Raw genomic sequence first — 13,211 nt, forward strand, 5'->3', positions numbered from 1 at the left:
TTACATATTTCATGTTTTATATTTTCAAAAATATTTACCAATTTTGTTGACATTTATGCATTTGTTTTGTATAATTAAGTTGTCTTCGGGGTGTAGCGCAGCTGGGAGCGCGCGTGGTTTGGGACCATGAGGTCGCAGGTTCAATCCCTGTCACCCCGACCAAAAAGAGTTGTCTAATGACAACTCTTTTTTTATTATAAATTTTTATTCGTTAGTATGTATAAAACTCGTCATTTTTGACAAAATAGATAATAGCCTACTATTTTATTATTTTTTGTAGATAATATGCTAAAGTCATTACATATCTAATAACAACTTAGGAGTGATTATTTTGAATAAAATGTATAATGAAATTTTTAAATCCCTAGCCAAATCCTATTATGAAGATAATTTTGAAAACAAAGTACAGGAATTACTGTCTAAGGATAATATTAATAAAACTGAGTTAAGCTCCGTAATTTCCTCACTTTGCGGAGTTGAAGTATACTTTTCTCATAATTACATAGATGATTTAAATAAAGCTATCCTTTCTTATGAATCAAATTATAAAATTGTAAATAAAATCAAAGGCTGCACTATGGATTGTACAGATAAGCCTGGAAAGACAAAATGTCAAGCTTCCTGCCCTTTTGATGCCATATTAATAGATAATAAAAGTAATACTACTTATATTGACAATGATAAATGCACAGACTGTGGTTTTTGCGTAGAAGCATGTCCGAATGGTGCCTTAATGGACAAGGTAGAGTTTATTCCTCTTTTAAATTTATTAAGAGGAGATTCGAAAGTAATAGCAGCTGTAGCCCCTGCCATTACTGGTCAATTTGGAGAAAATGTTAATATAAATAATCTTAGAACCGCTTTTAAAAAAATGGGGTTTACAGATATGGTTGAAGTTGCTTTTTTTGCGGATATGCTTACATTGAAAGAATCCGTAGAATTTGATGAGCACATTAAAACAAAAGAAGATTTAATGATCACCTCCTGCTGTTGTCCTATGTGGGTAGGGATGGTAAAAAAGATTTACCACGATTTAGTGAAGTATGTATCTCCCTCTGTATCTCCTATGATTGCCTGCGGTAGAATTTTGAAGAAATTAAACCCTAACTGCAAAGTAGTCTTTATAGGTCCCTGCATTGCAAAAAAGGGTGAAGCTAAGGAAAAAGACCTTTTAGGTGATATTGATTTTGTTCTTACATTCTCAGAACTTAAGGATATTTTTGATATATTAAACATCGACCCAGAAAAACTTCCACAAGCTGTATCCAGTGAGTATGCTTCCAGAGGCGGCAGGCTTTACGCTAGGACAGGAGGAGTATCTATAGCAATTGGAGACGTTATAGAAAAATTATTTCCTGAAAAATATCATTTATTAAATGCTATTCAAGGAAACGGTGTAAAAGAATGTAAAAAACTACTTGCTAAAGCTCAAAATGTAGAGGTTAATGCAAATTTTATAGAAGGTATGGGTTGTGTTGGTGGTTGTGTTGGAGGGCCTAAAGCTTTGATTGACGCAAGCTGCGGAAAACGTAGAGTGGATAAGTTTGCAGAAAGTTCAAAAATTAAAACTTCCTTAGATAGTGATTGTATGAACGAAATTCTAAGTAGAATTGGAATTAATACTGTTGATGATTTTAAAGATAAAAACAAAACCAAAATATTCAACAGAGAATTTTAGATAATATTTTGCAATATAAATGCAAATTAAAATATGGTATAATACTCAGTAATTAATATATTTTTTTGCATTCAAAGGGGGGTTTTATGAAAGGATTACTTGAATATATAAGCGATAAAGATATTAGCCTGCTTAGAATTATAAATAATTCTTGGAAGTGTAGGTTTTTAGATATTATAATGCCAATTATGACTTACTTAGGTTCTTTTTCTTTTATGTTTATATTCTGTACCCTTGCTTTTCTATTTAATAGTACTATTGTTCACACCATAGCTATTAAAGCTATGATTTCTATAACAATCAGCACTGGCATTGGTAAGATTCTCAAAGTAAGCGTTACTAGATTAAGACCTTTTATAACAGTTCCAAACTTGAACATAAAAAAAATAGGCATAGATAAATACTCCTTTCCGTCAGGTCATACTACTGGTGCATTTTCATTAGCTATAATAATAGCTTTATATTTCCCTATATTTGGGTTTATAACTATACCCATAGCTTGTTGTGTAGGAATTTCTAGAATTTACATAGGCGTTCATTATCCTACCGATGTTATTATGGGTATTTTTATCGGAAGTACTTGTTCTTTTCTTACTTACAGATTTTTTTAATTTTAAATCCTAGTATTTAATTACATTTCGACCTGTTATACTTATATAAGAGGTGATTAAATGCTAAAAAATATTAAAGCTGCAATTTTCGATTTAGACGGAACCCTAATAGACTCTATGTGGGTTTGGGATAGAATAGATAAAAATTATTTTAGAAGCAGAAATATAGATTTACCTAAAGATCTAAAAACCCAAATAGAGCACCTTAGCTTCAATGAGACTGCGGCATATTTTAAAAATAATTTCGGTATATTAGATACTATAGACGAAATTAAAAATGAATGGAACGATTATGCCCATGAGGAGTATCTTAATAATGTAAAACTAAAGCCCGGTGTAGTTGAGTTTTTATCTTTACTTAAAACCCTGAATATAAAAATCGGACTCGCTACAAGTAATAGTAAATTTTTGTTAGAAGCTGCACTACATGCTAATAATATCTACCATTATTTTGACTGCATAACCCTAACTGATGAAGTATCTCGCGGGAAAGACTTTCCCGATGTATATTTACTTGCCGCTGAAAAATTAGGCGTAATCCCAGAGGAATGCATTGTATTTGAAGATATACTTCCTGCAGTTAAAGGTGCAAAATCCGCCGGAATGAGAGTAGTCGGTGTCTATGATGATTTCTCCAAAGAACAAAGGGACGATATTGTTAATCATGCAGATATGTATATAATAGGATATAACGAGTTAACTACAGCGATTTAAGACTCATGTGTATACATGAGTTTTTTTGTGAATGTTTTTGTTTTCTATCGAATAGAATATACTAAGAATAAATATAACTATTTAACATATGCACAAACTTGCCGATTAAACTCTATCATATTAATATATCATTATCTAAAAGAAGTAATTTACAAGGAGAGATACTATTGCTCATTTTTCTTTTTTCTATTCTTTTGATATGCTTTGGTATTTATTGTTATATTATGGACCAAAAATTATCAACTCAAAAAACCCAGCTAAAGGTTATCTCTAGGCAAAATAGAGAACTCAAATCAAAAATTGAAACTTCACGTTGTGCTGAGGGTCCTATTGTAATAAAATACAAACTACCTCTTTTTAAAAGCGGAACTATAAAAGAGAGTTGTAGTTTGTATTTAAGTCCTATTGAAATTTCACCTGTTCTATCTAATATAGTTAAAAGTACGACCGTAGAGATTCAAGATTCCGCTGATATTTTTGATATTTCATGGTATGAAGTATCTATAAACTCTCAGACCACCATTAATAATAAAGGATGGATAAAAAAAGATAACATAATTACCCTGGACGACACTGTTAGTCACCAAGAGGAGATTCCTACTTAAAAAACAAAAGGCATATATCCATAAAATATATGCCTTTTAAAATTAATCTTTATTTCCATCAGTAATTAGTTTTTTCATTTTCAGAATGCTAATTATGTTATAATTTATAAATCAAACTAACAATCTTGTTAGAACTAAAGGGGTTTAATATGAGAATAATATCTAAAAGCAACCTATGTACAAATAGACCATATATAAATTTAAAAAAACTTTCAATAAAAAGTTCATTGAGAGTTGGTGAAATTACTGAAGCTGGGTTTAAAAGTACTTATATAATAAATCAACATACACAAAGCTTATCTACTAATGAGAATTACATTCTACAATTTAGTAAAGGAATTCAGAAAATGACACTTGATACAGAGCTACTCCATGAACTCTTATTAGTTGAAGTTAATTATTCATCTAAAAGTAGTAATAAATCTGCTAAATTCAAGGTCTACCTTGTCTTAGATAATATAAAATATTCCTTACCATTTAGTTCATTTCAAGATATTTATGATAACTGTATGGATATCCTAGCTAGAGAACTTGATGGAAAAGAAGAATTAACTTACATAAAAGAAAGCTTTAACAATTTAGAAAATGATGAAATCTCAGTAGATATAGAGTTGAATTTAGAAAGATTACAAGAATTTAAAAATAAGGTAAACTACAAACGAAATATTTATTACTTTGTTATAAATAACATTGCTTCAACTACTTCAAAGTATGATATTAACACTAACTCTAAAGAGATACTAATAAGTGATACTTTAAAAGTTCTAAGATACAACCCTTCTACAAGGCTTTATATCATACTAGAACCTATTGATGAAACAACTAAAATAAAATTAAACGAAAGTGATATTATTTGTAACCTCGGTGAAATTGATTTTCCTACTGTTAGCATATGCACGGGTTATGGGCTTGGAAAATTATTAGATGTTAAAAATAATGTTATTCCAAATACTAATACATTATCATTATTTGCAAATATTCTAGACCTAGGATTAGAAGTTTTAAAAAAGTGATATATATATAAAGAGCTAGAAATTATTCTAGCTCAGACCGTTGACAAACATAAAATGTAAAACACTCTAATTTAAAATTGGAGTGTTTTTTTCATATTCAAAAAGGATTTTAGGACATCGATGTCGAATATATATAGTATACAAACTTTATAATTCGGAGGGCATTATTATGATTAATGAAAAGAACTTCACACAACAAAAACTAGAAATGGTGTATTTGGAAGATTTAGTTCCTAAAGACCATATTCTGAGAAATATAGATAAATACATGGATTTCTCTTTTATAAGAGAACTGACTAAAAAATATTACTGCTTAGATAATGGAAGACCTGGCGTAGATCCTGTTATACTTTTTAAAATGCTGTTTATTGGGTACCTATTTGGAATAAAATCTGAACGACAACTTGTAAAGGACATTGAAGTAAATGTGGCTTATAGATGGTTTCTGGGACTAAGTCTTACTGATCCTATTCCAGATCATTCAACAATTAGCCAAAATAGACGTAGACGGTTTAAAGGTACAGATGTGTTTCAAAAAATATTTGACGAAGTAGTATTTAAGGCTATAAATCTTAAGATGGTAACCGGTAAAATACTTTACACAGATTCTACACACCTAAAAGCAAATGCTAATAAGCGAAAGCTTGTGAAAATTGAAGTTGAAAAAACGCCGAAAGAATATGTATCTGAACTTAATAAAGCAGTGGAAGAAGATAGAATAAACCATGGTAAAAAACCTTTAAAAGAAAAAGAACCTGTTACCAAAATAAAAGAAACTAAAGTTAGCACAACCGACCCCGACAGTGGATATATGATGAGAGATGGCAAGCCGGAAGGCTTCTCATATTTAGATCACAGAACTGTCGATAGCAGACATAATATAATTACTGATGTGTATGTTACTCCTGGAAACATAAATGATGTTGATCCTTATATCGATAGATTAGATGTGCAAATAAAAAAGTTTAATTTTAATACAAAATATGTTGGTGCAGATGCTGGTTATGCTACAAATCTTATATGTAAAGAACTATATGAGAGGGAATTAAAATCTGTAATGGGATACCGTAGGTCTCCACATACAAAAGGAATGTACACAAAAAATAAATTCCAATATGTTAAAGAGCAGGACATTTACGTATGCCCTGACTTAAGGGCTTTACATTATAAAACGACAACAAGAGAAGGATATAAAGAATATGTTGGTAATGCAAAATATTGCGAGATATGTCCAAATAGAGCTCAATGCTTTTCTGCAAAAAGCAAGTTTAAAACTATTAGAAGACATGTTTGGGAAACGTATAAAGAAGATGTTGTAAAGTTCACCAGAACAGATAAAGGCAGAAATATATATAGAAGAAGAAAAGAAACTATAGAGCGAAGCTTCGCAGATTCAAAACAACTGCATGGGCTTCGCTATTGCCATATGCGTGGATTAGAAAATGTGCAAGAGCAGTGTCTGCTTACAGCAGCAGTGCAGAATATGAAAAAGATAGCTAGCCTGCTATCTTTACTGTTTTTTGATTTTCTAACTAAGAAGATAGTTGTTATTTTAAATTTATCCATAACTCAAAATGCTATCGCATAATTGCATGTAAAAAACCCAGTATAATAAAAAAATTATACTGGGTTTGTAAACAACCTGAGCTAGAAATTATTCTAGCTCTTTTTGTTGTAAATTATACGATTTTAGTTGTCCATTCTTCACAGTTCCATACATCTGTTACTACGTCTTGATAGAATTCTGGTTCATGACAAACTATAAGTATACTTCCTGTATATTCTTTTAGAGCCCTCTTGAGCTCTTCTTTAGCATCTACATCTAAATGATTGGTAGGCTCATCTAAGATCAATATATTAGTTTCCCTGTTTAGGAGTTTCGCAAGTCTTACCTTTGCTTGCTCTCCACCACTAAGCACAGTAATTCTACTTTCAATATGCTTTGTAGTAAGTCCACACTTAGCAAGCGCAGATCTTACCTGACCCTGAGTGAAGCTAGGGAATTCTTGCCAAAATTCTTCAATACAATTATTTCGATTGACTCCCTTTATTTCTTGCTCATAGTATCCTATATATTGATAATCTCCTACGTTTGTATGCCCTGAAACAGCTTTTATATCACCCATAAGACTCTTCAACAATGTTGTTTTTCCAACACCATTAGCCCCAACTAAAGCAATCTTTTGTCCTCTTTCCATATATAAATTTAATGGTTTGGATAATGGACTATCATATCCAGTAACTAAATCCACAGTTTTAAATAATATCTTCCCTGAAGCTCTTGCAGATTTAAAATCAAATTGCGGCTTTGGTTTATCTTTTGTAATTTCCATTTTATCAATTTTATCTAATTTCTTTTGTCTTGATTTTGCCATACCACTTGTAGAAGCCCTTGATTTATTTTTAGCAACAAAAATCTCTAGTTTGGTAATTTCTTTTTGTTGTCTTTCATAATCAGCTTCCATTTGCTTCTTTTTAGCATCATGAACTCTCAAAAATTCGTTATATGAACCTATATATCTAGTTAGTTTTTTATTTTCCACATGATATATTATATTAATTACGCCGTCTAGAAATTCAATATCATGAGATATTAAGATAAATGCATTTTCATAATTTTGAAGATATCTCTTAAGCCACTCTACATGCTGCTCATCCAAAAAGTTAGTAGGCTCATCAAGTAGTAGAACATCTGGAGCTTCTAATAAAAGTTTTGCAAGAAGAATTTTCGTCCTTTGTCCTCCGCTTAAATCTGCAACATCATTTTCAAGGCCAACATCTTTAAGTCCAATTCCTACAGCTACCTCATCTATCTTAGAATCAATACCATAAAATCCATTATTATCGAGCTGATCTTGTATTGTTCCCATTCTATCTAGTAACTTTTCTAGTTCCTCAGGTGATGCCTCGCCCATTTTTTCTGTTACACTAAGCATTTCATCTTCTAAGTCAAAAAGATATTTAAAAGCATCCCTTAAAACTTCTCTAATAGTTCTTCCCTTTTCCAAAACCGTATGCTGATCCATGTATCCCACTCTTACGCTACTTGACCATTCAACATCGCCCTCATCTGGCATAAGCGAACCTGTAATAATATTCATAAATGTTGATTTACCCTCTCCGTTAGCACCTATAAGTGCTATGTGCTCCCCTTTAAGTAATCTAAAAGATACATCTTCAAATATTACTCTATCACCAAATCCATGGCTCATATTTTTTACTACCAATCTACTCATTTGTATTTCTCCTTACTATAGTATGATTTTATATATTTATAATTTTAAAACTATTTCTAGTTATATATCTATTTGTTCTTAATAATTAAATGTTGTATATAGATTCCCATGCAAAGAAAATACGTCCAATTTTATCTAAATATGCTTAATTCGAGTGTGCATTGAAAAATGACACATATACTAGTGTAATTTATAATTGTCTTTATGTCAAAACAATTTTATGGATCTTATATTACAAATTAATTCAGTGTGGTATACTACTATAGATAAATAGCTTAATATTTTATTAAAGATTGTTTTAACTATAAAAAATATAAGAGACATAATAATTATAAATTGTTATGTCTCCTTAAATAACACAGGAGGAATTTAAAATGGCTTGCAAATTTTACTTATATAAAGGTAAAGGCAGAAATTCAGAAAATGGACACCTTTGGATATATGCAAATGAAATCGAAAACTTTGATGGTGAATATGAAAATGGAGATATAATTGAGGTGTACAATTTTAGACAGGAGTTTATAGGGAAAGGTTTCATAAATGACGTTTCTAAAATTGCCATAAGAATAATGACAAGAGATATTCACGAAGAAATAGATGAAGAGTTTTTCAGAAAAAAACTTGCCGCTGCATGGAAATATAGACAAACCGTTATAGATACTTCTAGCTGTAGATTCTTGTTTGGAGAAGCAGATTTTGTACCTGGAATGATTATAGATAAGTATGAAGACTATTATGTTATTCAATCTTTAGCACTAGGAATCGACAAATATAAAGATATAGTTGTTAAGTTACTAATGCAGGAATACAGTGCAAAGGGTGTCTATGAAAGAAGTGACGCTAGAGTTCGCGAGCTTGAAGGAATGGAGAAAACAACAGGATTCTTAACCGAACCCTTCGATACCGATATAGAAATTATTGAAAATGGAGTTAAGTATTATGTAGATATTGCAAATGGTCAAAAAACCGGATTTTTCCTAGATCAAAAGGAAAACAGAGCAGCTATCCACAGATTATGCAAAGATGCTGATGTTTTGGATTGTTTTACCCACACAGGTTCCTTTGCGCTTAATGCAGGTATAGCTGGGGCTAAAAGTGTACTTGGAGTAGATATTTCTGAATATGCAGTAGATTGTTGCAGAAAAAATGCAGAGCTTAACGGACTTTCAGGTACTGTTAAATTTGAATGCCATAATGCCTTTGATGTATTAAGAGAATGGTCAAGAGAAAAAAGACAATATGACGTAGTAATACTTGATCCCCCAGCCTTTTCAAAATCACGTTCTACTATAGACGGCGCAACACGCGGATATAAGGAAATTAACCTACGTGGTATTAAATTGGTTAAACCGGGCGGATATTTTGTAACTTGCTCTTGCTCTCATTTTATGTACCCTGATATATTTAGAGATACAATAGCCGATGCAGCATTAGATGCTAAAAGAACACTTAGACAAGTTGAGTTTAGAACTCAAGCATCAGACCATCCAATACTATGGAATTCTGATGAATCCTACTACTTGAAATTCTACATATTCCAAGTAGTTTAAAAAAATAAGAGTTTGCCCTATGAACTTTCTCCTGTGTGGCTTGCAATATGAGCTTGAAACATGAAATTTCATTAAGAAATTCTAATCTTTTCTGCTCTTCTTATTGCAAAGCACCCTGGTGCAAGGCACCCTGGTGCAAGGTCACTATGGAGAAATCCATACTAATATTTAATATTCATATCAAAAATAAAACTTGAAACTTTAGGATTAAATATGTTTTTTAACTCTTTGGAATTTATATTATAACTAAATATAGCCGTTGGATAGCAGAGTATTTCACTTATCATTACTTCTTTGCTATTTTTAGGCACTCCAGTAAAATATACAAGGCTGTCATCTTTGGACATTTCTACTAAAGCAGGATATGCAATTTTACTTACAATTGAATTGTTATCATTCGCTAGAGTGCTATCTGTTAATATAGTAGTTAAATGCCCTGTATCTAAAGACAACTCATATATACCAACCCCAGGATTTTCATTTATATCAGAACCACCGATAAGAACCTTTTTATAATTAGAATTATATGAAAGCGAATCTACTAGTGAAGCTTTTATCGTAGCAATTTTGCTTAATTTATTTCCATTTGAATTTACTTTAAAAATAGTATGAATTAATGGTTTTAGTTGTCCTTCATTTTTTTTCCAACTATTTAATCTTAAGCTATTCGAACAGGTTGATATAAGCAAATTATTATGTTTAATGCTAAAAGTATCTACTTCTCTATCTGAATCAGTATTGTCAATTATGTCATATGATTTTGTTTCAATTTTTATTTTAGCAACCTTAACTATTCCATGAGGGGCATTTTAAAAAAATATTGAATTATCATCCGAAACTCTGGGATGAGCTTTTCCAGACTTATTATCTGTAACTTGGAAATTTTTATTATCCTTTAAATTATGCAAATAAATTTGCCAAGGATCATAATCATTTAAATCATCTACATAGACTATTTTAGAACTATCCTTATATAAATCACCAGTAATACATACCTGTCTATCAGTTATAAGATATTTCTCAATTTTACTTTTAACATCCATGGATAATATACTACCTTTATTATCCATGGAAAAAGTAGATATAATTAGTTTATCTTGTGATGATTCACATGGCTCATTTTTTTTAGCAGTAATTTTATTGATTAGAATATGTCCAACTAACATAACTACCAATAAACTAAAAATCACAATTTTATAACTATTTTTCACCAACCAATTGCCCCCTAAATTCTTGATAACATTTTCTTAAACTATAATCCCATCCTTATATTCTGGAACAATATCTATAATATCTTTTTTGCAACAGTATTCTAAATCTGCTTCTAATCCTAACTGTGTGATCCTTTTATAGTGACTTGCATATTTTATAAAACCGTGAATATCTTCATTGTTTTTATAAATATAATGTGAAGTTACAGCAATATCCGAAAGTTCTACTTCTATTTCTTTTAACACACAATCAATTATGTACCCACTGCATAAAAAATCATCTATAGAAAATTCACCGTAAGTTCCAGCATTGACTATTACTACATCATTATTTAAAGATACTATTCTATTTGCAGTAGCCTTAGCGTTAATCATTGCCCCTATTAAGATGTTACTTGCACCCACGCAGCCTTTTATAGCTTTAGTACCATTAGTCGTAGTCATAACAAGAGTTTTGCCTTCTATAGTGTCTCTAGTGTATTCTAATGGAGAATTTGAATAGTGAAATCCTTCTATTTTCAATGCGTTCCTCTCTCCACCAAGCATAAACTCTTCTTTGCTATTTCTCACAATCTCAGCTGTCGCGCCAACTGTTAAAACAGGAATTACGCCTTTGCATCCGTTGTTCATCGCAGTAGTTATTACACTAGTTGCCCTAAGCATATCTATTACTACCACTGTTTTATTTGCTATTTTCTCTTTTTTTATATCATCCGCAGAAATTATTATATCTATTTTCATATGTTTTTCCTCCCCTAATAATTCTTTTTGTCTTATGTGTCGCTAATATAATTATAGTACATATTACTATTTTATATAACAGTTTAGGATTATATAACTAATAGTGCTAACAATATAACCACACAAATTGTCCCGATTAATGCAATAATATTAAGAATTTTATTTGTTTTAAAATCTGTTTTGAATAATCTACGAAGAACAAGATAAATTACAATTCCAATAATTCCTCCAAGAGTATTTCCTATAAGGTCAGTTATATCAGTCGCACCTATTTCAAATATAAACTGCAATACCTCATAGAATAAACTCACACTTGCTATCGGAGCAACTTTTTTTAAGAAAGACCAGTTGCTTTTCAACATACTAACGTAAAGTCCAAAAGGAATAAATACAATTATGTTTTTATATATTTCTGAAAATTCAATCTTGTTATTCACTATTACCGATTCATGAAATGGAATTAAGTTAATGCCATGGAAACGGTCTAATTCCTGAATTGAAAATTGCATTTTAAATACTATAATCCAAGTTAATATGAGCAAATACACTATCAATAAGCAAGTTGTTAATAACTCTTGTTTCGTTCTTTTATTTTCCATTTATAACCTCCGTAACGTTTTTTATAAAGATTATTATTTATATTCCAGTGAATTATATCGCTTTTTTACATAACATTATTTTTCTTAATTGATACATACTTTTAAACAACCTTGAAGCAACCGCTATAAATATATCACCATTGTTTCCCATGCAATTATATGCTTTTATAATCACAAGTTCTATCTCAATAACTTAGATATTACTTACAATAAAATCACCTTGAATTATTACTTTACCTGTACCTCCAACTTTCACCATAATATCATCATTCTCTCTATAGGCATATATATCAATTGCGCACGGAACTTTTACTATATATCCCTGTTCAGCTTTTATTGATATACTTCTTCTATCAGTATAATGATTCTTTAACAAATACGCACCCACTGCTGCATTTCCAATGCCGCATGCCGCATCTTCAATCCCCTCTCTTGGACATATATTTCTTGTATGAATATTAAATGAGTCATCTTTAGTTTCAAAACAAAACACTTGCACCTCTCTTACACCAATAAAATTACATAGATCTTTTAATTGACTTATGTTCCTTTTAACATTCATTAATCCATCTAAAGATTTTATTGGTACAACTAAGTGGCCTAATCCAGTATTTATACATTGTAGTGGTAAATTATCCATTATGTCATCATCATTAATTCCTAAAACTTTAGCTATTTTATACTTTTCCTCAATAATTAGCCCAAATTCAACAGTTTCTTGTTTCAATTTAACAACCATGTCATTATCCTGCTCTTCAATATTAACTTCTTTTATTCCATCTTTTGTCTTGATTAAATATTTTTCTTTTATTATTGGACTTAATTTTGCTGCTTTTTCAAGTGCAATAAATGCAGCTACTGTAGGGTGACCTGCAATTTTGACTTCATTATCTGGCGTAAAATATCTAATATCAAAATCTATTCCATCTTCATCACTTTCGGTAATATACACCGTTTCGACTAAATTAAGTTGACGAGCAATATTTTGCATAACATAATCTTCTAACCCACCTTGATGAATAAATACAGCTGCGGCATTCCCACCTCGTCCATTATATGTAAAGCTATTTATGACGCAAAATTTTTTTATTACATCCATTTATGTTTTACCCCCCTTTTATCAATTGAGCTTTCACGGAAACTCCTTAGCTCCTGTGATTACTCATTTTTAGTATCATTAATTTTTGTTGATTCCCCCACTTTTTTTGCATAAAACACTTGACAAGCCTGTAAAATTTTGCGGTCCTCCTCTT

Annotated in this window: 13 protein-coding genes and 1 tRNA gene; 8 read left to right on the forward strand and 6 right to left on the reverse strand. The window is 30.8% G+C overall.

Annotated elements, in window-relative coordinates:
- Positions 1-86 precede the first annotated feature (86 nt).
- The 7 genes from ACWJKS_RS17660 (at position 87) to ACWJKS_RS17690 (ending at position 6,209) form a co-directional block, all read left to right on the forward strand.
- A tRNA-Pro gene (locus ACWJKS_RS17660) sits at positions 87-162 on the forward strand.
- A gap of 169 nt (positions 163-331) precedes the next feature.
- Entirely contained in the window at positions 332-1,678 is a 1,347-nt protein-coding gene (locus ACWJKS_RS17665; RefSeq protein ID WP_462960103.1) for a [Fe-Fe] hydrogenase large subunit C-terminal domain-containing protein, read from the forward strand.
- Positions 1,679-1,764: 86 nt separating this feature from the next.
- Positions 1,765-2,289 (forward strand): phosphatase PAP2 family protein, encoded by a 525-nt coding sequence (locus ACWJKS_RS17670; RefSeq protein ID WP_165412351.1) that lies wholly within the window; start codon positions 1,765-1,767, stop codon positions 2,287-2,289.
- 60 nt (positions 2,290-2,349) lie between these two features.
- Positions 2,350-3,003, forward strand: a complete 654-nt coding sequence (locus ACWJKS_RS17675; RefSeq protein ID WP_462960104.1) for an HAD family hydrolase — start codon at positions 2,350-2,352, stop codon at positions 3,001-3,003.
- 167 nt (positions 3,004-3,170) lie between these two features.
- Positions 3,171-3,608 carry a hypothetical protein gene (locus ACWJKS_RS17680; RefSeq protein WP_216303782.1) on the forward strand — a complete coding sequence of 146 codons (438 nt, stop codon included), beginning with the start codon at positions 3,171-3,173 and terminating at the stop codon, positions 3,606-3,608.
- Between the two features lie 149 nt (positions 3,609-3,757).
- Positions 3,758-4,621, forward strand: a complete 864-nt coding sequence (locus ACWJKS_RS17685) for a hypothetical protein (RefSeq protein ID WP_462960105.1) — start codon at positions 3,758-3,760, stop codon at positions 4,619-4,621.
- A 169-nt stretch (positions 4,622-4,790) separates the two neighbouring features.
- Positions 4,791-6,209 (forward strand): IS1182 family transposase, encoded by a 1,419-nt coding sequence (locus tag ACWJKS_RS17690; protein ID WP_462959617.1) that lies wholly within the window; start codon positions 4,791-4,793, stop codon positions 6,207-6,209.
- A 91-nt stretch (positions 6,210-6,300) separates the two neighbouring features.
- Here ACWJKS_RS17690 and ACWJKS_RS17695 read toward each other — a convergent pair whose 3' ends face one another.
- A complete protein-coding gene (locus ACWJKS_RS17695; protein WP_165412355.1) occupies positions 6,301-7,857 on the reverse strand; it encodes an ABC-F family ATP-binding cassette domain-containing protein in 1,557 nt (518 codons plus the stop codon).
- 374 nt (positions 7,858-8,231) lie between these two features.
- On the opposite strand from ACWJKS_RS17695, the gene ACWJKS_RS17700 reads away from it, so the two are divergent.
- Positions 8,232-9,407: a class I SAM-dependent rRNA methyltransferase gene (locus ACWJKS_RS17700; RefSeq protein WP_216303780.1), complete on the forward strand. Its 1,176-nt coding sequence runs from the start codon at positions 8,232-8,234 to the stop codon at positions 9,405-9,407.
- 161 nt (positions 9,408-9,568) lie between these two features.
- On the opposite strand, the gene ACWJKS_RS17705 is transcribed toward ACWJKS_RS17700, so the two are convergent.
- The 5 genes from ACWJKS_RS17705 to ACWJKS_RS17725 all read right to left on the reverse strand — a co-directional run bounded on the left by ACWJKS_RS17705 (position 9,569) and on the right by ACWJKS_RS17725 (position 13,057).
- Entirely contained in the window at positions 9,569-10,096 is a 528-nt protein-coding gene (locus tag ACWJKS_RS17705; protein ID WP_462960106.1) for a hypothetical protein, read from the reverse strand.
- A 120-nt stretch (positions 10,097-10,216) separates the two neighbouring features.
- Positions 10,217-10,621, reverse strand: a complete 405-nt coding sequence (locus ACWJKS_RS17710; RefSeq protein WP_462960107.1) for a TolB-like translocation protein — start codon at positions 10,619-10,621, stop codon at positions 10,217-10,219.
- A gap of 33 nt (positions 10,622-10,654) precedes the next feature.
- Positions 10,655-11,359 (reverse strand): 2-phosphosulfolactate phosphatase family protein, encoded by a 705-nt coding sequence (locus ACWJKS_RS17715; protein WP_462960108.1) that lies wholly within the window; start codon positions 11,357-11,359, stop codon positions 10,655-10,657.
- An 89-nt stretch (positions 11,360-11,448) separates the two neighbouring features.
- Positions 11,449-11,958 (reverse strand): VanZ family protein, encoded by a 510-nt coding sequence (locus tag ACWJKS_RS17720; RefSeq protein WP_462952668.1) that lies wholly within the window; start codon positions 11,956-11,958, stop codon positions 11,449-11,451.
- 193 nt (positions 11,959-12,151) lie between these two features.
- Positions 12,152-13,057, reverse strand: a complete 906-nt coding sequence (locus tag ACWJKS_RS17725) for a PhzF family phenazine biosynthesis protein (protein WP_462960109.1) — start codon at positions 13,055-13,057, stop codon at positions 12,152-12,154.
- Positions 13,058-13,211: the final 154 nt, after the last annotated feature.

Source organism: Clostridium sp. CM038 (genome assembly GCF_055081105.1).

Bases quoted from the DNA above. Each gene is read 5' to 3' on its own strand.
- ACWJKS_RS17670 (WP_165412351.1), top strand. From the start codon at position 1,765: ATGAAAGGATTACTTGAATATATAAGCGATAAAGATATTAGCCTGCTT.
- ACWJKS_RS17675 (WP_462960104.1), top strand. From the start codon at position 2,350: ATGCTAAAAAATATTAAAGCTGCAATTTTCGATTTAGACGGAACCCTA.
- ACWJKS_RS17685 (WP_462960105.1), top strand. From the start codon at position 3,758: ATGAGAATAATATCTAAAAGCAACCTATGTACAAATAGACCATATATA.
- ACWJKS_RS17690 (WP_462959617.1), top strand. From the start codon at position 4,791: ATGATTAATGAAAAGAACTTCACACAACAAAAACTAGAAATGGTGTAT.
- ACWJKS_RS17695 (WP_165412355.1), bottom strand. From the start codon at position 7,857: ATGAGTAGATTGGTAGTAAAAAATATGAGCCATGGATTTGGTGATAGA.
- ACWJKS_RS17700 (WP_216303780.1), top strand. From the start codon at position 8,232: ATGGCTTGCAAATTTTACTTATATAAAGGTAAAGGCAGAAATTCAGAA.
- ACWJKS_RS17715 (WP_462960108.1), bottom strand. From the start codon at position 11,359: ATGAAAATAGATATAATAATTTCTGCGGATGATATAAAAAAAGAGAAA.
- ACWJKS_RS17720 (WP_462952668.1), bottom strand. From the start codon at position 11,958: ATGGAAAATAAAAGAACGAAACAAGAGTTATTAACAACTTGCTTATTG.
- ACWJKS_RS17725 (WP_462960109.1), bottom strand. From the start codon at position 13,057: ATGGATGTAATAAAAAAATTTTGCGTCATAAATAGCTTTACATATAAT.